The sequence below is a fragment of the Pseudoalteromonas sp. 68 DY56-GL68 genome (assembly GCF_041414825.1).
Taxonomy (GTDB): Bacteria; Pseudomonadota; Gammaproteobacteria; order Enterobacterales; family Alteromonadaceae; genus Pseudoalteromonas.
In genome coordinates this window covers 358,608-382,302 of sequence record NZ_JAOCZL010000020.1, presented here as the reverse complement: position 1 = coordinate 382,302, position 23,695 = coordinate 358,608, and the positions used below count along the sequence as shown (strand labels likewise).

The following is a 23,695-nucleotide window of genomic DNA, read 5'->3' as shown; positions in this document are numbered from 1 at the left end:
GGCTTTAAAGTTCGACATGCCAAAGACTGATACCTCAAGTGAAGTAATCGATACCCATTAAGTAATAACTGAATATCTTATTCTTTAAAGTAATTAATCATTTGAAACTTTAGAGCTTTATCTCTAACCTGTAGAAATGGTGAGCAGTGGTTTCACCTTATTTTCTTATTTATCTATTGACTAAAATGAATACAAGGTTACTATTTACGAAGTTTCAATAAATACTGAAACTTGAATAATTTAATTTGTCGTGTCTACCGCACCGTTTACAAGGAGCCAACCAATGATAGATGAAACGTTTGTGGATCTATCGCGATTGCAATTTGCAATCACTGCCCTATTTCACTTCCTATTTGTTCCTCTTACCTTAGGTATGACGTGGATTTTAGTGATCATGGAGTCCGTTTATGTGATGACTGGTCGCGAAATTTATCGTGATATGACTAAGTTTTGGGGTAAGTTGTTTGGTATAAACTTTGCTATTGGTGTGGCTACAGGTCTAACCATGGAGTTTGAGTTTGGTACCAACTGGTCTTATTACTCTCACTATGTGGGCGATATTTTCGGCGCACCTCTTGCCATTGAAGGTCTAATGGCCTTTTTCCTCGAATCGACGTTCGTAGGTATGTTCTTTTTAGGCTGGGAACGACTAACAAAGCGCCAGCACCTTGCTGCAACCTTTTTAATGGCACTAGGCACTAACCTATCAGCACTGTGGATTTTAATTGCTAACGGTTGGATGCAAAACCCAGTGGGGGCAGAGTTTAACTATCAAACCATGCGTATGGAAATGACCAGCTTTGCTGAGCTTGTGTTTAACCCTGTTGCGCAGGTTAAATTTATTCATACGGTATCTGCAGGTTATGTTGCTGCCTCGATGTTTGTATTAGGCATTAGTAGCTGGTACATCTTAAAAGGTCGTGACCTCGCTTTTGCTAAACGTTCATTCTCGGTGGCTTCTGGTTTTGGTCTTGCCTCTATTTTGTGTGTTATTTTACTTGGGGATGAATCTGGCTATGAAGTGGGTGAAGTTCAAAAGGTAAAACTCGCCACCATTGAAGCTGAGTGGCATACCGAAGAAGCGCCTGCGGCATTCACCTTAGTCGGTATTCCTGACTCAGAAGAACAAGTCACCCATGCTGCAGTTAAAATCCCTTATGTTATGGGTATTATTGCAACACGCTCAATAGATGAGCAAGTAACCGGTATCAAAGAGCTTGAAGAACAACATGAAGTACGTATTCGCAACGGTATGCTTGCCTATGAATACCTTGAAAAGCTTCGTAGCGGTAATGATACAGCTGAAAATATTGCCAAGTTTGACACGCTAAAAGGTGATTTAGGCTACGGTTTACTTTTAAAACGTTATACGCCAAATGTCGTTGATGCCACAGAAGAACATATTCAAAAAGCAGTTAAAGACTCCTTCCCTAAAGTAGGCCCAATGTTTTGGTCATTTAGGATCATGGTGGGCTGCGGTGTACTTATGCTTGGGGTATTTGTTCTGGCATTTTATTACAATGCACACCGTGTAATTGAACAAAAACGCTGGTTACTATGGGCTGCGGTATGGAGTATCCCACTTCCTTGGATTGCCATTGAGTTTGGTTGGATTGTCGCTGAATACGGCCGTCAACCTTGGGCTATATCAGAAATTTTACCAACCTTTTTAGCAACATCGTCACTGACCGTTAATGATCTTTTGATTAGTATCACAGGCTTTATTGTATTTTATACAGGGCTTGCTGCGGTAGAAGGCTGGTTAATGCTGCGCTTTATTAAGCAAGGCCCAAGCTCGCTTCATACAGGTAAATATCATCATGAACTTGCTAAAGTAGATAGCCAAGGAGCTCAGTCATGATTTTTGATTACGAAACACTTAAATTTATCTGGTGGCTACTAATCGGTGTATTACTGATTGGTTTTGCCGTGACCGATGGCATGGATATGGGTGTAGCAATTTTGCTTCGCCTAGTAGGTAAAACAGATGTAGAACGCAGAACAGTTATTAACACCATTGGTGCTCACTGGGATGGTAACCAAGTGTGGTTTATCACCGCTGGGGGCGCACTATTCGCAGCATGGCCTATGGTTTATGCTGCGGCCTTCTCAGGCTTTTACTTTGCCATGATGCTGGTGTTATTCGCACTCTTTTTTAGACCCCTTGGTTTCGATTACCGCTCTAAAATTGAGTCAACCCGTTGGCGTAACAACTGGGATTGGGGGCTTTTTGCTGGCAGCTTTATTCCTGCGCTCGTTTTTGGGGTCGCATTTGGTAACTTATTATTAGGTGTGCCGTACCATATTGATGACCTATTGCGTGTAAGTTATCAAGGTTCATTCTTTGCCTTACTTAATCCTTTTGCACTTGTTGCAGGCTTGATCAGTGTATTGATGCTAGTCGGACATGCTGGTATGTGGTTACAACTTAGAACAGATGCTGAGGTTGCAAAACGCTCAGCACAGTATGGACGATACGCACTCATGGCATTTATTGTGTTATTTGCTATTGCTGGTGTGTGGATATCACAAATTGAAGGCTATCGAATTATTAGCATGGGTGATACGCAAGGTTATGCAAATCCACTTGCAAAAACCGTAGCCCAAGCGCCTGGAGCATGGCTTGACAACTACAGTAAAATGCCATTAACCATGTTGTTCCCTGCTCTTGCATTTGTAATGGCTATTCTGGCACTGGTGTTTTCAAAATTACACAAGCCTGCGCTAGCACTTGTATCCTCAAGTCTAATGCTTGCAGGTGTGATTCTTACAGCAGGTATGTCAATGTTCCCGTTTGTGATGCCATCGAGCAATAATCCTAATATTAGTCTAACGATGTGGGACGCGGTTTCGAGCCATATGACATTAAATGTGATGTTTATTGCTGCAGTCATTTTTGTACCACTCATTCTTCTTTACACCACTTGGTGTTATGTGAAAATGTGGCGCAAAGTAACGATTAGTGAAATTGAAAACAATACGCACGGTAGCTATTAAGGAGATTTAATTATGTGGTATTTCGCCTGGATATTAGGTGTTCTATTAGCCTGTACACTTGGGGTTATCAACGTCATGTGGTACGAATTTCACCAACATAAAGATTCCATCGCTGATGATGAGCTAGAGCTGTACGCGAGACTCAAAAACAACGATGACAACTAAACCCCGACCAAATCGCGCGCAGCAGCAAACGCTGCGCGCGTTCTTAAAGCAGTATAGCCAGTCCGCTTCAGGGCTTCTGAAACTAAGTATTAGTCTGGGCACACTCAATGCCCTGTTAATGATTGCCTCTTGCTATTTACTGGCAAACGCGGTTCATCAAGTTATGTTTGAGCAAGCAAGTTTGCAAGCTGTCACTCCGTTACTATGGCCTCTTGCAGGTCTTATTGTACTACGCGCCCTATTAGTTGCATTGAGTGAGCGAGTAAGTAGCCTTGCCGCATTAAAAATAAAAACGGTGATGCGCAATACATTACTTGCGAAGTTAACTAAACTAGGCCCTGCTTACAGTGAGCACAAAGGGCACGGCGCAACACTTAACACTTTACATAATGGTGTTGAAGCGCTTCATCAATATTACGCAAACTACATTCCAAGCGTGGCATATAGCGCACTTATTCCACTCGCTATTTTAGTGGTTATTTTTCCAACCGATTATAAAGCAGGGCTTATTTTCCTGTTAACTGCCCCGCTTATTCCATTTTTTATGATTTTAGTCGGTCACAAAGCGGAGCAACTCAACCAAGAACGTTGGCAACAGCTCGCGGTACTTGGCAATTACTTTTTTGACCGCTTGCAAGGACTGACTCAGCTTAAGCTGTTTAATGCGACCAAACGCGAGCTTAATAATATTAGCCAGATTTCTGATGACTACCGTGGTGCAACCATGGGGGTGTTGAAAGTTGCCTTTTTATCCTCTTTCGCCTTGGAGTTTTTAGCCACCATTAGTGTTGCACTTGTTGCAGTTATTATCGGTTTTAGACTGTTTTTTGGTACCCTTGATTTTGCCACCGGGTTTGTGGTGTTACTACTGGCCCCTGAGTTTTACTTACCACTTCGACAAATGGGCACTCACTATCACGCAAAATTAGAAGGGATTAGCGCCGCTGCTGATATGGTCGACATCGTTAATCACAGCGAAGTACATGAGCATACGGGTTCATCACAATTATCAACACCGCTAAAAGACATACATGTGCATGAACTCACCTATCATTACCCTGACACAAACGAAGGGGTCACCGACATTAATTTTAGTCTGCCAAATAAAGGGTTAATTGCATTTGTTGGAGAGAGTGGCTCAGGTAAAAGTACCCTATTTGATTGCCTTTTAGGTTTTCACCATCAAGCTAACAGTGCTATCAATATTAACGGACAAGCACTCAGTGATATCGCACTACATAATTGGCAGGCGCAACTTGCGTGGATCCCACAGCAAGCCACACTATTTTATCGAAGTGTTGCCGACAATCTACGCCTTGCCAAACCAGATGCAAGCCATGATGAACTTATTGCGGCCACTCGAAAAGCAGGCGCACTTGAGTTTATTAACGCCCTACCAAATGGTTTTGATACTATGCTGGGTGAACAAGGGGAAGGTCTCTCTGGTGGCCAAAAGCAGCGTATTGCCCTTGCTCGTGCATTTTTAAAGGATGCACCAATTCTAATGCTTGATGAGCCAACAGCACACTTAGACAGCCAAACAGAGCAGCTAATCAATCAAGCAATCCGAGATTATGCAAACGATCATTTAGTGCTGGTTATTGCTCATAGGCTTAATACGGTAAAACACGCGGACAATATCTACGTTATGCAGCAAGGTAAAATTATCGAGTCGGGTTATTATCAACAACTCACTGAACAAGCGGGTCTGTTTGCTAAGCTTGTAAGTCGAGGTGAAGCGCATGTATAACTTCATTCGCTTATTAAAACTGTGTAAACCTCATGCTGGCATGCTGCTACTGGGCGCTTTTTTAGCAAGCTTAACTGTGCTTGCCAATGTTGGCTTGCTTGCAATATCTGGCTGGTTTTTAGCAGCAATGGCAGCCGCTGGCATTGCAGGTGTACATATGAATTATTTTACACCTGCAGGAGTTATTCGCTTTTTAGCCATTGTAAGAACCGCATCACGGTACGGCGAAAGAATGATCACTCACAATGCTACATTTTTATTACTAAGCGAAATTCGTGTAAAAATGTTTGCAACACTGAGCCGACTCAACAACGTTGATTTGGCAATGAGTCGCAGTGCCGACCTTGTGAATCGTTTGCAAAATGATGTGGATGCCCTTGATAAATTTTACTTAAATGTCTTACTTCCCATCATAATAGCCTTATTTACAATTCCAATTGTCATGGCATTTATGAGCGCATACAACGCGAAGGTGGCTTTGATTTGTTTTATATCATTGATGATAATTGGTGTGCTGCTACCAGTCTTATTGAGTCATAAATTACACAAACAAGCAGATGCCGAGACCAGACTTTCAGCTGAGCTAAGAGCTGAGCTTGCCGATACGTTAAAAGGAAGCCGTGAACTTGCAATTTATCAAGCACATGGTGCTCAGTTAACACGCTGCGATACACTAAGTCAGCAATATAATTCGCAACTCTATACTCGCCATAAAGCCATCGCGAACAGCAATGGTTTGAGCACCTTTGTTGTACAGTTAACCATGCTTGCAAGCGTTTTTGTAATTATTCCTTTGGTTGCAACAGGCGCTATGAAAAATGTTGAATTGGCAATGCTCGCACTATTCGTCTTGGCTAGTTTTGAAACTGTACTTACCCTGCCCGCTGCTTTTATCGAGCTCCCTGTCGCTTTAAGTGCAGCAGAGCGGTTATTTTCGCTAGAGGACAAACAAACACCAGCACCTTACAAAAAGCACGACCAAGTAAACAATCAACACGCGCTCGGCTTAGAATTAACTAACGTGAGTTATCAATACTCTGGGGCGCATAATGACGCTTTGAGGGATATTAATCTATCCATTGCAGCTGGCAACAAAGTAGCACTGGTTGGCGCAAGTGGCAGCGGTAAAACAACATTAGTAAATTTACTCACGGGACTTTGGCCTTTGCAGTCTGGCTCATTAAAACTGTTAGCAGCAAAACACAGTGTTGAACTTAGTAGCCTAGACGCTAACGAACGCTTTATGCAGCTCACAATTGTCGCCCAACAACATCATATTTTTGATGGCACACTAAGAGATAACCTTCGCTTTGCAGCACCGGAGGCGACTGATAAGATGCTTTCAGAAGCCTGTGAACAAGCAGAACTTGGCTCATGGCTGAACAACTTAAAAAACGGCCTTAATACCCGATTAGGCACCGCTGGAAGAAAACTCTCTCATGGTCAGTCACGTCGTATTGCTATTGCGCAAGCATTATTGAGACAAGGTAATTTTGTGGTTCTTGATGAACCAACAGAAAGCTTAGATAACCACACTAAGTACAGTTTACTGAATACACTCGAAAAGGTCTGGGCTGATAAAACCGTGCTAACGATCAGTCATGATCCTGTTATGTTGAATCGTGTTGATAAAGTCATTTGGTTAGAACAAGGGCAAATAAGAGCAATGGCAAGCCATGCTGAGCTGGTTGAGAATGAGCCTGATTATGTCGAGCTCATCACTCGTTTTTAATCAAGTTGCTCAACGGTAACGTCAATAACACCTTGCTGCAAAGAAGCTATTTGTGAAAATGCCTTTTTAGACAAATCAATAATTCGACCGTGAACAAACGGACCACGGTCGTTAATACTAACAATCACACTTTTATTATTTGCGACATTAGTCACTTTTACGCGGGTACCAAAAGCGAGATCTTGGTGGGCTGCACTCAATGCTTGTTGATTAAACACTGTACCACTGGCCGTTGTACGGCCATGGTATTTGTCCGCATAAAAGCTGGCTTTACCTCTTTGTACCTTAGCACTTGAGTTTATAGTAGGCGAGCTACTACAGCCACTTAAAATTAAGCTTAACAATGCAAAGACGATGAGTTTATTCATATTACTAGATCCTTTTTGCTGTGAAGATAGCAAGCACTGACTTAGCAAAACCTGAACTATAAAAACAAAAAAGCCACCTTACGGTGGCTTTTGTAGGGGGTCGCTAATGATTAGCGAATAATTCCGCGCTCAGAGCTTTTCACGAAGTCTATCATCAGCTGAACAGCTGGGTACTTCGCTGCGTCTTCGCTCAGCTCAGCAATTGCTTCTTCAACACCTAAGCTCTTACGATAAAGTGTTTTGTAAGCACGTCGAGTTGCCATTACTTCATCACTTTCAAAGCCACGACGTTTCATACCTTCAGTATTGATTGCGACTGGGCCTGCTGGCGTACCAATGGTTGTAACAAACGGCGGTACATCTTTATTAACGCCTGAGTACATACCAACAAAAGCATGTGCACCAATCTTACAAAACTGGTGAACACCTGAGTTACCCGCAAGGATCACCCAATCACCTACGTGCACATGACCAGCAACAGAGGCGTTGTTAGCAAAAATCACGTTATCACCCACGACTGCGTCATGAGCAACGTGCGTGTAAGCCATAAACAAGTTGTTGCTACCAATTTTAGTCACACCTTGATCTTGAATAGTGCCACGGTGAATTGTTGCACATTCACGAATGACATTGTTGTCACCCATAATCAAGGTAGTTGGCTCATTCGCGTATTTTTTGTCTTGGCAAGCTTCACCAACCGATGCAAACTGAAAAATATGGTTACCAGAACCAATTGTCGATGGGCCTTTGACAACCACATGAGACTCAATGATACAGTTATCACCAATCGTTACATCGTTGCCAATATAGCTATAAGGGCCAACTGAGACATTTTTTCCAAGCTTCGCACCTGGTTCGATTATTGCCGTAGGATGGATCACTATTAAAACTCTCTTCTCGCACACATGATTTCGGCAGTACACACTACTTTGCCGTCAACTTTTGCTTCTGCTGCAAACTTCCATATATTGCGGCGCTCTTTAACAAACTCTACATGCAAATGCATAGTATCGCCAGGTAATACTGGTTGCTTAAATCGTGCATTATCAATGGCAGCAAACAAGTAAAGTTCATTATCGCTACGATTTTCAACTGTCTTAAAACCTAACAAGCCAGTTGCTTGAGCCATTGCTTCTAATATCAACACACCTGGAAAAATTGGTTGATTCGGAAAGTGGCCTGTAAAAATAGGTTCATTCACTGTTACATTTTTGATTGCATGTAACGACTCGCCTGGCGTGTAATCTAAAACACGATCAACAAGTAACATCGGATAACGATGCGGAAGTAAATTCAAGATATCTTGAATATCAAGACTATTTAATTCATTTGCCAAAATAGCATCCTTATTTGTCTTCAATATTGAGTGACTTAGTCAGTGACTCAAGTACTTTTAAGCGGTCTTTCATATCACCAAGGTTTCGGATATGGGCAATACTACGACGCCATTCTTTGTTGTTTTGATGAGGCAAACCTGATGAGTAAATCCCAGGTTCAGTGATTGCTTTTGTCACCATACTCATGCCCGTGATTATAGCACCATCACAGACACTGATGTGACCATTAATTGCAACCATGCCGCCAATTTGACAATGTTTACCAACAACAACACTGCCGGCAAAAACAGTGCAGCCAGCAACTGCTGTACCCGAACCGATCTCGACATTATGCGCTATTTGACATTGATTATCGATAATTACATTACTATGGATGAGTGTGTCATCGAGTGCGCCACGATCAATCGTTGTTGAGGCACCGACTTCAACTTTATCACCAATAATTACACGTCCTAATTGCGGTATTTTAATCCATTCACCACGCTCATTGGCGTAACCAAAACCATCGCTTCCTACAACTGTATTTGCTTGAAATAGACAGTCACTGCCAATTTCAACTTCATGGTAAATACTGACATTAGCCCAAAGCTTTGTTCCTTGGCCTATTTTGACCTGCTCACCAATAAAGCAACCTGGACCAATCTGTACATCGTTTGCGATGACTGCATTTGCTTCTATCACCACATTGGCAGCGATCGAGACATTATCTCCAATTGATGCTGAATCATGAATGACTGCACTAGGGTGTATCCCTACTGATGCGCTGCGAGGTGTTGTATCCATTAACTGGGCAAGCTTGGCGTAGCATACATAAGGGTTAGCAATAACCAGCTTATTGCCACTAAAATAGTCGGCATCTGCCGGTGATAAAATCACCGCACTGGCATTGGTATCCTCTAACTGAGAACGATATTTTTTGTTCGCCAAAAATGCAATATGCCCAGATTGGGCATTTGCAAGTGTTGATATTTTTTTAATCTCTTGAGTGCCATCGCCGTGTAGCTCAGCACCCAAAAGATCCGCAATCTGCGAAAGCGTGTAGTTTTGCATATGTAATTTCTATTGCTTACTTACTTTTTCAACAACTTTATCTGATAAGTCAGACACTGTTTTAGGGTTAACGTAAATTGTTGTTTCTTTAACTTTTACTTCGTCGTACTTACCTGCTTTAGCAACTTCTTCAATCGCATCTAGAATTAGCTTTTGAACTTTTGCTAACTCTTGGTTTTGACGCATTTTGATTTCTTGCTCTAAAGGACGACCCTTTTCAGCAAGTTGTTGTTGCATGCCTTGAATCTTAGTACGTAATTCTTCTTTTTGCTTGTCACTCATTGTTGTTGCTTCACGCTTGAACTTTTCAGCTTCAAAACGGATATCACCCTGCAATTTTTCAAGCTCTTGACGGCGTTCAGCAAACTCAGCTTCAAGTGTTTGCTCTACTTTTGCCATTTGAGGAATTTGCTTATAGATTTCTTGCATGTCAACAATAGCGACTTTATGTGCAAATGCACTGGTAGACAACCCCATTGACAAAGTAGCAAGTAGTGCAAACGCTGTTGATTTAATTGATTTTTTCACAAAAAACTCCTTTAGAATGTATTACTAATATTAAAGCTGATGGTTTTCGTATCGTCATCTTCTTCTTTTTGCAATGGATACGCAAAACTGATCAGCATTGGACCCATTGGAGAGATCCATTGTAATGAAAGACCGGTTGATACCCTAAAGCGCATCGGATCTGAATAATCCTCTAATTTTGCGCGTTGATCAGGGGCTAAGTTTTGATAACGGTCAACGTTAAACTCTGTATCCCATACGTTCGCAGCATCTACGAAGAAGCTTGTACGTACAGAACTCGTATTTTCTTCATCCAAGAATGGGGTTGGAACAATCAGCTCCATCCCTGCAACCGCTTTGGCATTACCACCAATTCGGCCTTGTAATGTTAGTACGTCAAATTCTGACGCCCCACCAATACTGCCGGTTGTTGTACCATCGCCTTGTGGCGTGCCCGGAATAGTTTGCGGTGTACGTGATACAGCACGTGGTAAAATGGTATTTCTATCAAAACCACGTAATTCCATCTCAGTAATACGGAAGTACTCTTGGAACGGTAATGTTTGATCAAACCCATTGGTTGAACCGTAACCATTACCATAAGCAAGCGCTGCACGTGTTGAGAATACCCAACGATGGTCATTGCTAATCGGCCAGTAAAAACGTGAGTCATAATTTAACTTAAAGTAAGTTAAATCTGAGTTCGGTGTTGTTGCTGTTAGATTAAGTGATTGACGCGAACCCGCTGATGGGAATAAACCACGGTTTACTGTCACACGCGACCATCCCGTGCTCAACTCATATTTAGTAAAGTTAAAGCCAGCATCTGGGTTTTCAGGGTCTAAGAAGGTTTCTCGCATTACGCGTGTTTGCTCGTATTCAGCGATATCCGATAACTCTTCTTCAATCCAACGGATACCGAAATTAATACGGTTTACAGCATCAATTGGGAAACCAATATTGGTACCAATACCGTAGCTTTTCGATTTATAGTCGATGAGGCTAAATTTACTTGCATCATAGTTGCTATAGAAAATGCTACTGCCCTGCGAAACACCATCTGGGGTGAAGTACGGATCAGTATACGATAAGCTAATACGCTCTGAACCACGTGACGTATTGATATTAAAACCAATTTGGTTACCAGTACCTAAGAAGTTCGATTCACTGACACCAATGTTAAATTGCAGACCTAAGTAAGAGCCATATGCCAAACCTGCATTAAAGCTACCTGCTGACTGTTCTTTCACAGTAAAATCAACGTCTACTTGATCATCAACACCTGGTACAGGAACAACATTGAAATCAACGCTTTCCATATACGGCAAACGTTGGATTTGCAATTTAGAACGCTCTAGATTTTGATTAGAAAGCCACGCACCTTCAAGCTGAGTCATTTCACGACGAACAACTTCATCTGAGGTATTTTGGTTACCGCCAACGATAATACGGCGCACATATACACGCTTGCCAGGGTCTACCGACAGCGTTAACTGTACTTCTTTATTTTCATCATCGATTTCAGGAATCGTGCGTACTTCTGCATTCGCATAGCCAAATCGGGCTAGGTAGCTCTTGATAAACTCTTCTGATGAGGTAACCACAGAGCCATTGTACAACTCACCCGCTTTAAGTGGAATAACACTTTTAATAAGCTCTTCGCGGCCAAGTAAGTCACCGATAAAGTCAAACCCTTTTACGGTGTATTTAACACCCTCAGTCATGTTTGCAGTCACATAAACTGAATCTCGCTCAGGGCTCACAGACACTTGTGTGGAATCAATATTAAAGCGTAAGTAACCACGGTCTAAATAGTAACTGCGGATTTTCTCAAGATCGCCTTCAATCGTTTGTTTCTGATAGCGGTCACTTGACATGAACTTCCACCATGGCAAATCTTGTTGAGATTCAGCCAACTTGAGTAGTTCTTCATCTGAGAAAAGTTCATTACCAACAAGGTTTATTTGACGAATTGACGCAGCGTCACCTTCATCAAACTTAAATAATAACTTTACGCGGTTGCGAGGTAGCTTGGTGATGCTAACTTCAACTTTAGCATTGTATTTACCAATACTATGAAAGAACTCAACAAGCCCTTTTTCAATATTATCAAGAACGGTTTTATCAAGAGGCTCACCGGTACGAATATCTTGTTGATCAAGTGATTCGTTTAGCTGCTCATCTTTAATATCTTTATTGCCGTCGAACTCAATCAAGCTGATTGTTGGGCGCTCAGTGACACGGAAAATAACATTATTACCGTCACGCAACGCTTTAATATTATCAAAGTGACCTGAACGATAGAGTGACTTTATGGTTCTTGAAATTGTGTACTCATCAATATTATCGCCCACGTTGATCGGAATATGCGTCAGTGCTGCACCTAATGCAACACGTTGTAAACCTTCAACTTTTAAATCTTCTACAATAAAGGAGTTTTGGCCTAGGGCTGCAAAGCTTGCACCTAATAAACTTGAAACTGCCAAATGTTTTTTTATAGCCATTTTGTTATCTTTATCCTTTACAACTGTATTACCGCTCAACACCTTGTAAATTTAACTTTTTGCGGTGTTTTACAATCGTGTTCAAATTGGAATTTTCCGCTTACTTGTTATAAACGTGATACATCATTGAACAAAGCGAAACATGTTAAAAATATGAGCAGTAAGGCGCCCAATTTAAAACCAAACTCTTGTGTCTTTTCAGAGACAGGCTTCTTACGAAAAAGTTCAATTATGTAATACATTAAGTGCCCACCATCAAGCACTGGCAACGGCAATAAGTTAAATACGCCAAGGTTAACACTGATCAAAGCTAAAAAGCTTAAAAATGCAACCAAGCCATAGCTTACGCTAGTCCCCGCCCCCACTGCAATGCCTACGGGCCCACTTAAGTTTTTAACTGACACTTGACCCGTAATGAGGTTGCCAATCATATCAAAACTTAAGGTTATTAAACGCCATGTTTCTTGTATGCCCAGCACAATACTATCGACGGGGCCATAATGTCTAGTTTCAATGTAGTTTTCTGGCCAAGGCTCAACCTTTGGTGCAACTCCTAAAAACCCTTGCAACACGCCAGCATCATTATCACGGCCATCTGGTGTGACGGTAAGTGACTCAATGCTACCTTGTCTTTTTACACTAAATTGTAAGGATTTGTTAGGTGATTGTTGAATAATAGAGACTAACTGGGTCCAATCGCTGATATTTTCACCATTTACGGCTGAGATTGTATCATTTACCTGAAGACCAGCCCGCTCAGCTGCAGAACCTTTATTGATTTGCGCGACCGTTAATGTCGCTTGAGGTCTAAATGGAACAATACCAATCGACGTTAACGGAGGCACATCTTGTTGGTCTAACTTCCAGCCATCTAGGTTCAATGTACGAACATGCTTTTGGTAATTTTGGTCGCGTAAAGTCACCACAACACTTTGCTCACCTAAACGACTCATTAATGAGAAAGTAGTATCTTGCCAGGTGCTAATATCATCTTCACCTATTTTGATAATTTGTTGGTTTGGTTCGATATTTGCGGCTTCTGCACGACTACCTTGCGTGACCTCACCAACGACAGGTTTTAGTGACTGTACGCCCACCATATACATTACCGCAAGGGCAAAAATAGCAAATAAGAAGTTCGCCATGGGGCCTGCTGCAACAATGGCAATACGGGCTTTTACAGATTTGGCATTAAATGATAGATGGCGCTGCTCTGGCGGGACTTCGTCCACTCGTTCATCCAGCATTTTAACATAGCCACCCAAAGGAATAGCAGCAATGACGTATTCTGTTTTATGCTTGTCGTACCATTTTATAAGTGGTTTGCCAAAGCCAATTGAAAAGCGTAAAACCTTTACGCCGGCTTTACGCGCCACCCAAAAATGACCATATTCATGCACGGTCACTAAAATTCCCAATGCAAGAATGAATGAGCCTAAATTCCAGAAAAAATCAAACATCTTAATTCATGCCCTTTTTAACAAGTTCAAGCGCTTTCATACGTGCAGCTTTATCGCACGCTAATATTTCTTCAAGTGTTTGTACATTAACATTCAAGGTTGACTCTAATGTCTGCGCATTAACACGGAAGATATCTGTAAAGCCAATTTGCCCATTTAAAAATGCCGCAACAGCTACTTCATTGGCAGCGTTGACTGTCGTTGTTGCACCTTGCCCCATTTCACTGGCATCTATTGCTAATTTTAAATTTGGATAACGTGCATAATCAGGTTTAGTAAACGTAAAATCAGCTAGCTCTGAAAAGTCGAGGGGCTTCACACCTGCATCAACACGATCTGGAAAAGCAAGTGCATGTGCGATAGGTGTACGCATATCTGGATTCCCCATTTGCGCAAGCACAGAGCCATCTTGATACTGTACCATTGAGTGAATAATACTTTGCGGATGAATGACCACTTCAATATCACTGGCGTGACAGTTAAATAACCATTTAGCTTCAATGAATTCCAGACCTTTGTTCATCATGGTCGCTGAATCAACAGAAATCTTTTGTCCCATAGACCAGTTAGGGTGAGCCACCGCCTCAGCGACTGTAACAGATGATAAGGTGGCTAAATCACGTGTTAAAAATGGACCACCAGAGCCCGTTAACAAGATTTTGCTCACGCCGTTATCACCAAGTAACCCTGATGTGTTTTGTAATGATGCAGGCATGCATTGAAAAATAGCATTATGTTCGCTATCAATTGGCAGTAATGTTGCGCCATGTTGCTTTACTTTGTCGATAAACAACTGACCTGACATCACCAACGACTCTTTATTAGCAAGCAGTACTTTTTTACCTGCTTCAACGGCACTCAAGGTGGGTAGTAAGCCTGCTGCTCCCACAATAGCCGACATCACTGTATTAACCTCGGGGTGAGCCGCAAGCTCGCTCATTGCTTCTACGCCTGCAAGTACTTCGGTCGTACAGGGTGTATTTGCAAGTAAGCTTGATAACGCCTTTGCTGCCGCGTTATTAGCCATAACTGCAAATTTCGGTTGATGCGCTAAGCAAAGCTCAGCCATTTTTTCAGCATTTTGCCCTGCGGTTAACGCAAAAATAGCGAAGCGATCTGTATTTCGAGCAACAACATCTAACGTGCTTAGGCCTATTGAACCTGTTGCACCAAGCACTACCAGTTGTTCAGTCTTACTCATAAACTCAATGTCCATGCATAACAAAGGACAAAAATAGGTGCTGCAGCAGTTAGGCTGTCAATACGGTCTAAAATACCGCCATGACCAGGTAAGCATGAACCGCTGTCTTTTAAACCTGCTTCACGCTTAAACATACTTTCAAGTAAGTCACCCACCGCAGAAAACAGTGCTATAAATGCAGTCATAATGGCATAAATAGGCCAAACAGCCATATCAACGTCGCTAAAGTGACAAAAAGCCAACACGAAGATAACCGATGCGACGACACCACCAAGTAGCCCTTCAATGGTTTTATTAGGGCTGACTTTAGGCATTAATTTACGTTTTCCTAAGTTCTTGCCTGTAAAATAAGCACCGATGTCTGCGCTCCAAACAATACCTAAAACCACTAAAATAAGCATTGAACCAAAGTGAGTCGATTCGTTATAGCCCGCACTTCTTAAGGTATTTAACGCCAACCATAATGGCACGAGGGTTAGAAAGCCTGCTATCGCTCGCATCACAAGACCTTCATTCCATGCTTTCGCCATGGCCGGGTAGCGCCATACTAAATAAGTGGCAACAATCCACCACGCGAATGACAAGGTAAACAAATAATTAGCATCGCCCACCAGTTTACCGTTTTGCCAAAGCGACTCTATCGGCCAGTGCCAATTCAGCAGAGCAAGAATGATAGCGGTCGCAGCAACAAAGCCTAGCCGTTTGAATTTATCGCATAAGCCCATAAAAGCAGACCATTCCCACGCACCGAGTAAAACAATACCGGCAGCGATATAACTAAATAAAGTAAGTGGGGTATAAAAAACCAATACAAGTGCAAGTGGCGCAAGTACAAGTGAGGTTAAAATTCGTTGTTTAAGCAATGTGTGTACCTTCAACTAGTAATTAGGTTTCGGCGAGTAATTGTTTTATTTGTTCACCGGTACAACCAAATCGTCGCTCTCTGGCAACGTAACAAGCGATAGCGTCAGCAAAAGCAGCTTCATTAAAATCTGGCCAAAGCGTATCTGTAAAGTAAAGCTCAGCATAAGCAGCTTGCCACAAAAGAAAGTTACTAATGCGTAAGTCGCCACCAGTACGGATCATCAAATCAAGTTCCACCTGACCTGCCATACTCATGTGGTCGTTCATATGCTGCTCAGTAATTTCATCTGCAGCTAATTCACCTGCAGCGACTTTCTTCGCAAGCTGTGTTGCGGCATTGGTAATATCCCAACGACCACCATAATTAGCCGCGACATTTAATTCTAACCCAGTATTGTTGCGGGTAAGTTCGTGTGCAGCATCTACTTTGTGTCGTAAACCTTCAGAAAAACGTGATAAATCACCAATGATATTTAGTTTTACATTATTTTTATGAAGTTTTTTTACTTCTTTTCCCAGTACGAATAAAAACAACTCCATAAGTGTATTTACTTCGTCCTCTGGGCGGCGCCAGTTTTCACTACTAAACGCAAATAGTGTTAATGACTGAATACCTAAGCGAGTACAAAATTGAACAGATTGACGCACCGCATCAACGCCCTTTTTGTGCCCGTAAACACGTGGACGATTTTTAGCTTGCGCCCATCGACCGTTACCATCCATGATTATAGCGACATGCTTAGGCAAACTTTGCTGGGAAATTTTATCAGCGTTAAGAACCATAAATATCGAGTATTCCATAAAAAAACGCCGTCTAGTATACCCTAGACGGCGTTTCAAAACTAATAAATTTAGTTATGCCTATTACCTATTCAGGATGAGTGTCTGAAAGATAAACAGGACGTATTAGATTTCCATCAATTCAGCTTCTTTCGCTGTTAATTGTGTATCCATTTCTTTAATGAACTTATCAGTAAGCTTTTGAATTTCATCTTCAGCTTGGCGCGCTTCATCTTCAGAAATGTCTTTATCTTTCAATAAGCTCTTAATGTCGCCATTCGCATCACGACGGATGTTACGTACCGCAACACGGCCACCTTCAACTTCGCCACGTACGATTTTAATTAGGTCTTTACGACGCTCTTCTGTAAGTGGAGGAAGTGGAACACGAATAACCGTACCAGCAGACATAGGGTTTAAGCCTAAGTCTGAAGCCATGATTGCTTTTTCTACGGCTTGTGCTAGTGACTTGTCGAACACGCTAATAGCAAGTGTACGCGAGTCTTCAATTGTTACGTTTGCAACTTGGTTTAACGGTGTATCAGCACCATAGTAAGATACTTGAATACCATCAAGTAACGCAGGGTGAGCACGGCCTGTGCGAATTTTAGATAATTGACTGCCTAGTGCCGCAACACTTTTTTGCATGCGCTCTGACGCATCTTTTTTGATATCGTTAATCACGGTTCAATCCTAATAATCTATTTATTTATTTCATCTGAGGCTTGTGAAGAAATAAGTGTTCCTTCATCTTCACCCATAATAACACGTTTCAACGCGCCAGATTTGTTCATATTAAATACGCTTAAAGGCATTTTATGATCTCGTGCAAGAGTGAATGCAGCTAAGTCCATAACCTTTAATTCTTTTTCAATGATTTCATTGTAGCTCAAGTGGCGATATAGTGTAGCTTCTGGATTTTTCACTGGGTCATCAGAATAAACACCGTCCACTTTTGTCGCTTTGATAACTGTATCAGCTTCGATTTCGATACCACGTAAACACGCGGCAGAATCAGTAGTAAAGAACGGATTACCCGTGCCCGCTGAGAAAATAACTACGCGGCCAGATTTTAATAAGCTGATTGCTTCAGCCCAGTTATAAGCATCACACACACCATTTAGTGGGATAGCTGACATTAAGCGGCAATTTACAAATGCACGGTGTAGTGCATCACGCATTGCTAAGCCATTCATTACTGTTGCTAACATTCCCATGTGGTCACCCACTACGCGGTTCATGCCTGCTTCTGCTAATGAACCACCACGTAAGAAGTTACCGCCGCCGATAACCAAACCTACTTCTACGTCGAGTTCTACAAGTTCTTTAATTTCTTGAGCCATACGGTCAAGTACTTTCGGGTCGATGCCGAAGCCTTCGTCTCCCATTAATGCTTCACCGCTAAGTTTAAGAAGAACACGTCTAAAAATAGGTTTACGATTGATAGTCATAATATTTGGGCCAGCCTTAGTAATGAGATAAAAAATAACCGCGCTATGGTTACACATAAAACGCGGTTATTTTAAAGAATTTTCATCAGTGACGCAAAAGCTAATAGCAGATTAATTTCATCTAATTTCGCCTGCATCACTCAAGCAGAAAATTACTCGCCTTTTGCAGCAGCGATTTGTGCAGCTACTTCAGCAGCGAAATCTTCTTCTTTACGCTCGATACCTTCACCAACTTCTAAACGGATGAAGTTAGAAACAGTTGCGCCTTTCTCTTTAAGAATTTCGCCAACAGTCTTCTTAGGCTCCATGATGAAAGCTTGACCAGTAAGAGAGATCTCACCAGTGAATTTCTTCATACGGCCAACAACCATCTTCTCAGCGATTTCAGCAGGCTTGCCTTCGTTCATCGCGATATCGATTTGAACTGCTTTTTCTTTCTCAACAACGTCAGCTGGTACGTCTTCTGGGTTAACAAACTCAGGCTTAGACGCAGCTACGTGCATAGCAACTTGCTTAAGTGTTTCTTCGTCAGCTTCACCAACTACAACAACACCGATACGGTCACCGTGACGGTATGAAGAAAGTTTGTCACCATCGATGTACTCAACGCGACGAACATTGATGTTTTCACCAATTTTAGCAACTAGTGCAACACGTGTTTCTTCGAACTGTGCTTTAAGCGCATCGATGTCTGCTTTAGATTCTGCAGCAGCGTCAAGAACTTGGTTAGCGAAACCAAGGAAGTTAGCGTCTTTAGCAACGAAGTCAGTTTGACAGTTAACTTCAAGAAGCGCAGCGAAACCGTTACCTTCTTTGATTAAGATTGTACCTTCAGCAGCGATGTTACCAGCTTTTTTAGCAGCCTTTGCAGCACCGCTCTTACGCATGTTTTCAATCGCTAACTCGATGTCACCGTTAGTTTCAGTTAACGCTTTTTTACAATCCATCATGCCAGCGCCAGTACGCTCGCGTAATTCTTTAACTAGGGCAGCAGTTACAGCCATTAGAATATCCTCAATTGAATTCTGTTATTAGGGAAGCGGTATGGGCCGCTTAACAAGAATAACAAGTCTTCACCTTAATTAAGATGAAGACTTGATGACAGCTAATTACTCAGCTTCTACGAAATCGTCTTTCTCAGCTTGAGCAACGATGTTGTTCTCACGACCTTCAGTGATCGCAGCTGATACAGCGCCAGTGTAAAGTTGGATAGCACGGATCGCATCATCGTTACCAGGAACAACGTAATCAACGCCGTCTGGGTTAGAGTTAGTATCAACGATAGCAACAACTGGAATACCTAGGTTGTTAGCTTCACGGATAGCGATGTGCTCGTGGTCTGCATCGATAACGAAAAGTGCGTCAGGAAGACCACCCATGTCTTTGATACCACCAAGGCTCTTTTCAAGCTTTTCCATTTCACGAGTTAGCATTAACGCTTCTTTCTTAGTTAACTTCTCGAAAGTACCGTCTTGGCTTTGCGCTTCAAGATCTTTAAGACGCTTGATTGATTGACGAACTGTTTTCCAGTTAGTCAACATACCACCTAACCAACGGTGGTTTACGTAGAACTGCTCGCTTTGAAGAGCTGCTTCTTTAACTGCTTCGCTTGCTGCGCGCTTAGTACCAACGAAAAGTACTTTACCTTTGTTAGAAGCTGCGTTCGATAAGAACTTAAGTGCTTCGTTGAACATTGGTACAGTTTGCTCTAGGTTGATGATATGAACACGGTTACGAGCGCCGAAGATGAAAGGCTTCATCTTAGGATTCCAGTAACGTGCCTGGTGACCAAAGTGAACACCAGCTTGAAGCATATCGCGCATTGAAACGTTTGCCATTTGTAAATTCCTCTAATAGTTTAGGGTTAGGCCTCCACATATCCCATAGCACCAACACCTAAGTTAATTTGTAACTTATGTGCACCCAAGTGTATGTGACGATACGTGTGTGTGTTAAAATAAAATTGTGTTTGCCTTAAATACAAAAAATCAGTTAAGAATTTATTTGTAAAAAGACGGCGCGCTTTATACCATATTAAAATTGAAAACTCAACATTCAGTGCAAAATTTGTGCACTGAAAAATGACCTAAAAAACAACTTTGGAGCCTCAATGAGTGCTGTGATCAAGACCCCTGAAGAAATCGAAAAAATGCGTGTTGCCGGGCGCTTAGCCGCCGAGGTACTTGAAATGATTGAACCGCATGTGGTGCCAGGTGTAACCACAGATGAACTAAATACAATTTGTCACGATTATATTGTTAACGTTCAAGATGCTATTCCAGCACCACTTAACTATCACGGTTTCCCAAAATCAATTTGCACCTCAGTGAACCATGTAATTTGTCACGGTATCCCAAATGACAAACCACTTAAAGAAGGTGACAGCGTCAATATTGATGTAACTGTAATCAAAGACGGTTACCATGGCGATACATCTAAAATGTTCCATGTTGGTACACCTAATATCCAAGGTAAACGCCTTGCTGAAGTAACACAAGAAAGCCTGTACCTTGCCATTAAAATGGTGAAACCTGGCGTTCGCTTAGGTGATATTGGTGCTGCGATTCAAAAATACGCTGAAAGCTTTAGCTATTCGATTGTACGTGAATACTGTGGTCACGGTATTGGTGCAGAGTTCCACGAAGAGCCACAAGTTATGCACTATGGCAAAGCAGGTACTGGTGAAGTATTAAAAGCGGGCATGTGCTTAACAATCGAACCTATGGTTAATGCGGGTAAACGCCAATGTAAGTTGCTTAAAGATGACTGGACTGTCGTAACAAAAGACCGTTCATTGTCTGCACAGTGGGAACATACGCTGTTAGTGACTGAAAATGGTGTTGAAATTTTAACGCTCCGATCAGATGATACTATTGACAGGATCATCGAACACTAGGAGCCAGCCCCTGTGGCATTACCCAATAAAGTAAAGAAGTTGCTTAGCCAAGCTGAGCAACTTAGCGACTATCGCGACTGTTCAAGTTATTTTTACAAATGGCTTCAGAACGAATTTTCTAAACAACCCGTCAGCAACTTAATCAATGCCCGCGCTGAGTTTATCGATCGCTTATTGATTAAACTGTTTCATGACTATGACCTTGCGCACGAAAGTGATTTGGCCCTTATCGCAGTAGGTGGTTATGGCCGTGGCGAATTGCACCCCTACTCCGACATCGACTTTATGTTGCTAGTAAGCGAGCAGCCAAGTGATGCGGTGTGTGAAAAGATTGGTCAATTCGTCACTATGCTTTGGGATCTCAACTTAGAAATTGGTCACAGCGTTCGTACCATAGAACAAGCATTAGAACAAAAGCGCGAAGACGTAACGTTTGCCACCAGCTTACTCGAAAGCCGACTCATTTTCGGTAATCATATTGAGTTTGAAAAACTCAAGAGACATTTAGTCGATACGCCCATTTGGCGCTCTGATGAATTCTTTTTGGCGAAAGTGCAAGAACAGAATTTACGTCATAAAAAGTGTCACGGCACAGCCTATAACCTTGAGCCGAATATTAAAGAAAACCCGGGTGGTTTACGTGATTTACAAACCATTATATGGGTGGCAAAAAAACACTTTAGAGCAGAAACATTACAAGAGCTCATTAATCACGGCTATCTTACTCACGAAGAATATCAAGAGCTCTCTGAATGCTTAGAGAACTTATGGAATATTCGATTTGCGCTGCACATCGCTGCGGGTCGCTCTGAAAACCGTTTATTGTTTGATCATCAACCTCACGCAGCTGAAATACTTGGTTTTGGTAGTGATGGTAAAGCTTCCGTTGAGCGCATGATGAAACGCTTATTCCGAATTATGAGCCGCGTACGAGAGCTTAATCAAATGCTGCTTTCATACTTTGAGCAAAGCATTTTACCGGGCGCAGGTGAGTTACCTGTCGTTGAGCTCGATCGTAACTTTGAGCGTATTGGTCATCAAATTCGGGTAAAAAACCCATCGGTGTTTTTCCGCCGTGATCAACTATTTGTGTTGTTCGAGCATATTGCTGACAATCCTGAAATCACCCATATTTACCCAAGTACCATACGTACAATGCGCCAAGTACGACGCCGTTTACTCGGTGATTTACAAGATTACGCAGCCTGCCGCGAAGCATTTTTACGACTTGTTAAGCATCCTAACGGCATGGGTCGTGCATTCACGCTTATGCACAAGCACGGCATGATTGCTGCCTATTTACCGCAATGGCGAAATATTTTTGGACAAATGCAGTTTGACCTCTTTCATGCTTACACCGTGGATGAGCACACGCACAAATTAATCAACAATATTTACAAGTATTTTGATAAATCAAAAGTCAGCGAGTTTCCGCTATGTAGTGAAATTGTCACGCGCATGGATAAACCTGAGCTACTTTATTTAGCAGGTATTTTCCATGATATTGCCAAAGGTCGTGGTGGCGATCACTCAGAGCTTGGCTCTGTAGACGCCCTTGCCTTTGCTAAGCTTCATCGCTTTCCTGCGTCCGATGGTAAACTCATTTCGTGGCTTGTTGCTAATCATTTACTCATGTCGGTCACGGCGCAGCGTAAAGATATCAATGACCCTGATGTCATTAAAGACTTTGCCAGCAAAGTAAAAACAGAGCGTCAGCTCGATTACTTATATTGCTTAACATTAGCCGATATTCGTGCCACCAACGATAACTTGTGGAACGATTGGAAAAATACCCTACTACGAGAGCTTTATTTACACACCCAGCGCGCACTTCGTTTAGGGCTTGAAAACCCGATGGACCAACGTGACCAAATTCGTGATAAAAAACAACAAGCTAAACAACGCTTATTGAACCACGGCTGTAACGAAGATCAGATCGACTTAATTTGGAGTCGCTTTAAAGCTAATTACTTTACCGCTTTTAGTGAACAACAAATTTCGTGGCACACCGAACACTTACTCAATTGTGAAGATTTAAGCCAGCCCAGTGTGATGGTATCTAATACCGCCATGCATGGGGGAACGCAAGTATTTGCTTATAGTCCATACTCAGGCGGGCTGTTCGCTCGTTTAGTTAGTGTCATCGGCTCTAAAAAAGCACAAATTCAACATGCACAAGTCCTCACAACGAAAGACGGTTATGTGCTGTTTAGTTTTGTTATTCTGGAAGTGAATGGCGACCCAATTGCCAGTAACCGTGCGCAAGGAATTAAACGTGCACTAGACGCTGCAATTAGTGACCCTAAAAAGAAAATCCGTTTTAAGAAGAACCGCTCACAGCGTTTTAAAGACTTTAATATTAAACCCAAAATTGTGCTTCGACCACATGCCCGAAAAGATCGCAGTTTAATCGAAATTCAGGCCGTGGATATCCCTGGGTTACTTACGAAAATTGCCGAAGTATTTCAAGCACACTTATTACATATTCATGCCGCACGGATAACCACTGTCGGTGAACGTGCAGAAGATTTCTTCGTGGTATCAAATAACGAATACCAAGCATTAACAGACGAAGAACAAGCAAAAATTCATCAAGCATTGCGTAAAAAACTCAACGCAGAAACCGAATAAGA

At 42.1% G+C, this 23,695-nt stretch carries 21 protein-coding genes; 7 read left to right on the top strand and 14 right to left on the bottom strand.

Annotation, left to right across the window (positions count from 1 at the left end; all coding sequences use genetic code 11):
* The first annotated feature begins 283 nt into the window (after nucleotides 1-283).
* The 5 genes from NYF15_RS13620 to cydC are packed head-to-tail and all read left to right on the top strand — an operon-like array spanning nucleotide 284 to nucleotide 6,644.
* Nucleotides 284-1,861 (top strand): cytochrome ubiquinol oxidase subunit I, encoded by a 1,578-nt coding sequence (locus NYF15_RS13620; RefSeq protein WP_371353835.1) that lies wholly within the window; start codon nucleotides 284-286, stop codon nucleotides 1,859-1,861.
* Entirely contained in the window at nucleotides 1,858-2,997 is a 1,140-nt protein-coding gene (gene cydB, locus NYF15_RS13615) for a cytochrome d ubiquinol oxidase subunit II (protein WP_341803010.1), read from the top strand. Before NYF15_RS13620 ends, cydB begins: the two co-directional genes overlap by 4 nt.
* Nucleotides 2,998-3,009: 12 nt before the next feature.
* Nucleotides 3,010-3,162 carry a cytochrome bd-I oxidase subunit CydX gene (gene cydX, locus NYF15_RS13610; protein ID WP_036969707.1) on the top strand — a complete coding sequence of 51 codons (153 nt, stop codon included), beginning with the start codon at nucleotides 3,010-3,012 and terminating at the stop codon, nucleotides 3,160-3,162.
* Nucleotides 3,152-4,912 (top strand): thiol reductant ABC exporter subunit CydD, encoded by a 1,761-nt coding sequence (gene cydD / locus NYF15_RS13605; protein ID WP_371353834.1) that lies wholly within the window; start codon nucleotides 3,152-3,154, stop codon nucleotides 4,910-4,912. Before cydX ends, cydD begins: the two co-directional genes overlap by 11 nt.
* Complete coding sequence (gene cydC, locus NYF15_RS13600; protein WP_371353833.1) at nucleotides 4,905-6,644, top strand: thiol reductant ABC exporter subunit CydC; 1,740 nt, start codon at nucleotides 4,905-4,907, stop codon at nucleotides 6,642-6,644. Before cydD ends, cydC begins: the two co-directional genes overlap by 8 nt.
* Here cydC and NYF15_RS13595 read toward each other — a convergent pair.
* The 14 genes from NYF15_RS13595 to rpsB form a co-directional block, all read right to left on the bottom strand.
* On the bottom strand, nucleotides 6,641-7,012 hold the full coding sequence (locus NYF15_RS13595) for a septal ring lytic transglycosylase RlpA family protein (protein ID WP_341803013.1): 372 nt from the start codon (nucleotides 7,010-7,012) through the stop codon (nucleotides 6,641-6,643). The genes cydC and NYF15_RS13595 overlap by 4 nt on opposite strands.
* Before the next feature lie 110 nt (nucleotides 7,013-7,122).
* Entirely contained in the window at nucleotides 7,123-7,893 is a 771-nt protein-coding gene (gene lpxA, locus NYF15_RS13590; RefSeq protein ID WP_062569884.1) for an acyl-ACP--UDP-N-acetylglucosamine O-acyltransferase, read from the bottom strand.
* A 2-nt stretch (nucleotides 7,894-7,895) separates the two neighbouring features.
* Nucleotides 7,896-8,348 carry a 3-hydroxyacyl-ACP dehydratase FabZ gene (gene fabZ / locus NYF15_RS13585; RefSeq protein ID WP_130150615.1) on the bottom strand — a complete coding sequence of 151 codons (453 nt, stop codon included), beginning with the start codon at nucleotides 8,346-8,348 and terminating at the stop codon, nucleotides 7,896-7,898.
* A 10-nt stretch (nucleotides 8,349-8,358) separates the two neighbouring features.
* Nucleotides 8,359-9,399, bottom strand: a complete 1,041-nt coding sequence (gene lpxD, locus NYF15_RS13580) for a UDP-3-O-(3-hydroxymyristoyl)glucosamine N-acyltransferase (RefSeq protein ID WP_371353832.1) — start codon at nucleotides 9,397-9,399, stop codon at nucleotides 8,359-8,361.
* Between the two features lie 9 nt (nucleotides 9,400-9,408).
* Nucleotides 9,409-9,927: an OmpH family outer membrane protein gene (locus tag NYF15_RS13575; protein WP_062569881.1), complete on the bottom strand. Its 519-nt coding sequence runs from the start codon at nucleotides 9,925-9,927 to the stop codon at nucleotides 9,409-9,411.
* Nucleotides 9,928-9,938: 11 nt separating this feature from the next.
* Entirely contained in the window at nucleotides 9,939-12,410 is a 2,472-nt protein-coding gene (gene bamA / locus NYF15_RS13570; RefSeq protein WP_371353831.1) for an outer membrane protein assembly factor BamA, read from the bottom strand.
* A 107-nt stretch (nucleotides 12,411-12,517) separates the two neighbouring features.
* Nucleotides 12,518-13,870 carry a sigma E protease regulator RseP gene (gene rseP / locus NYF15_RS13565; protein WP_371353830.1) on the bottom strand — a complete coding sequence of 451 codons (1,353 nt, stop codon included), beginning with the start codon at nucleotides 13,868-13,870 and terminating at the stop codon, nucleotides 12,518-12,520.
* Between the two features lies 1 nt (nucleotide 13,871).
* Nucleotides 13,872-15,071: a 1-deoxy-D-xylulose-5-phosphate reductoisomerase gene (gene ispC, locus NYF15_RS13560; RefSeq protein ID WP_130150610.1), complete on the bottom strand. Its 1,200-nt coding sequence runs from the start codon at nucleotides 15,069-15,071 to the stop codon at nucleotides 13,872-13,874.
* Nucleotides 15,068-15,934 carry a phosphatidate cytidylyltransferase gene (locus NYF15_RS13555; protein ID WP_371353829.1) on the bottom strand — a complete coding sequence of 289 codons (867 nt, stop codon included), beginning with the start codon at nucleotides 15,932-15,934 and terminating at the stop codon, nucleotides 15,068-15,070. The genes ispC and NYF15_RS13555 overlap by 4 nt, the downstream gene beginning before the upstream one ends.
* A 22-nt stretch (nucleotides 15,935-15,956) precedes the next feature.
* Nucleotides 15,957-16,736: an isoprenyl transferase gene (locus NYF15_RS13550; RefSeq protein ID WP_130150608.1), complete on the bottom strand. Its 780-nt coding sequence runs from the start codon at nucleotides 16,734-16,736 to the stop codon at nucleotides 15,957-15,959.
* A 105-nt stretch (nucleotides 16,737-16,841) separates the two neighbouring features.
* Nucleotides 16,842-17,399 carry a ribosome recycling factor gene (gene frr, locus NYF15_RS13545; RefSeq protein ID WP_130150607.1) on the bottom strand — a complete coding sequence of 186 codons (558 nt, stop codon included), beginning with the start codon at nucleotides 17,397-17,399 and terminating at the stop codon, nucleotides 16,842-16,844.
* Between the two features lie 17 nt (nucleotides 17,400-17,416).
* Nucleotides 17,417-18,166, bottom strand: a complete 750-nt coding sequence (gene pyrH, locus NYF15_RS13540) for a UMP kinase (RefSeq protein ID WP_062570043.1) — start codon at nucleotides 18,164-18,166, stop codon at nucleotides 17,417-17,419.
* A gap of 152 nt (nucleotides 18,167-18,318) precedes the next feature.
* Nucleotides 18,319-19,170 (bottom strand): translation elongation factor Ts, encoded by an 852-nt coding sequence (gene tsf, locus NYF15_RS13535; RefSeq protein ID WP_237127061.1) that lies wholly within the window; start codon nucleotides 19,168-19,170, stop codon nucleotides 18,319-18,321.
* 105 nt (nucleotides 19,171-19,275) lie between these two features.
* A complete protein-coding gene (gene rpsB / locus NYF15_RS13530; RefSeq protein WP_062569873.1) occupies nucleotides 19,276-20,004 on the bottom strand; it encodes a 30S ribosomal protein S2 in 729 nt (242 codons plus the stop codon).
* Between the two features lie 236 nt (nucleotides 20,005-20,240).
* On the opposite strand from rpsB, the gene map reads away from it, so the two are divergent.
* Both map and glnD read left to right on the top strand, forming a co-directional pair.
* Entirely contained in the window at nucleotides 20,241-21,062 is an 822-nt protein-coding gene (map, locus tag NYF15_RS13525; protein ID WP_267136299.1) for a type I methionyl aminopeptidase, read from the top strand.
* A 12-nt stretch (nucleotides 21,063-21,074) separates the two neighbouring features.
* The gene (gene glnD / locus NYF15_RS13520; RefSeq protein ID WP_371353828.1) at nucleotides 21,075-23,693 is read left to right on the top strand and encodes a [protein-PII] uridylyltransferase; all 2,619 of its coding nucleotides are present in this window, start codon (nucleotides 21,075-21,077) and stop codon (nucleotides 23,691-23,693) included.
* Nucleotides 23,694-23,695: the final 2 nt, after the last annotated feature.

Bases quoted from the DNA above. Each gene is read 5' to 3' on its own strand.
- NYF15_RS13620 (WP_371353835.1), top strand. From the start codon at position 284: ATGATAGATGAAACGTTTGTGGATCTATCGCGATTGCAATTTGCAATC.
- cydB (WP_341803010.1), top strand. From the start codon at position 1,858: ATGATTTTTGATTACGAAACACTTAAATTTATCTGGTGGCTACTAATC.
- cydX (WP_036969707.1), top strand. From the start codon at position 3,010: ATGTGGTATTTCGCCTGGATATTAGGTGTTCTATTAGCCTGTACACTT.
- cydD (WP_371353834.1), top strand. From the start codon at position 3,152: ATGACAACTAAACCCCGACCAAATCGCGCGCAGCAGCAAACGCTGCGC.
- cydC (WP_371353833.1), top strand. From the start codon at position 4,905: ATGTATAACTTCATTCGCTTATTAAAACTGTGTAAACCTCATGCTGGC.
- NYF15_RS13595 (WP_341803013.1), bottom strand. From the start codon at position 7,012: ATGAATAAACTCATCGTCTTTGCATTGTTAAGCTTAATTTTAAGTGGC.
- lpxD (WP_371353832.1), bottom strand. From the start codon at position 9,399: ATGCAAAACTACACGCTTTCGCAGATTGCGGATCTTTTGGGTGCTGAG.
- bamA (WP_371353831.1), bottom strand. From the start codon at position 12,410: ATGGCTATAAAAAAACATTTGGCAGTTTCAAGTTTATTAGGTGCAAGC.
- rseP (WP_371353830.1), bottom strand. From the start codon at position 13,870: ATGTTTGATTTTTTCTGGAATTTAGGCTCATTCATTCTTGCATTGGGA.
- ispC (WP_130150610.1), bottom strand. From the start codon at position 15,071: ATGAGTAAGACTGAACAACTGGTAGTGCTTGGTGCAACAGGTTCAATA.
- NYF15_RS13550 (WP_130150608.1), bottom strand. From the start codon at position 16,736: ATGGAATACTCGATATTTATGGTTCTTAACGCTGATAAAATTTCCCAG.
- pyrH (WP_062570043.1), bottom strand. From the start codon at position 18,166: ATGACTATCAATCGTAAACCTATTTTTAGACGTGTTCTTCTTAAACTT.
- tsf (WP_237127061.1), bottom strand. From the start codon at position 19,170: ATGGCTGTAACTGCTGCCCTAGTTAAAGAATTACGCGAGCGTACTGGC.
- rpsB (WP_062569873.1), bottom strand. From the start codon at position 20,004: ATGGCAAACGTTTCAATGCGCGATATGCTTCAAGCTGGTGTTCACTTT.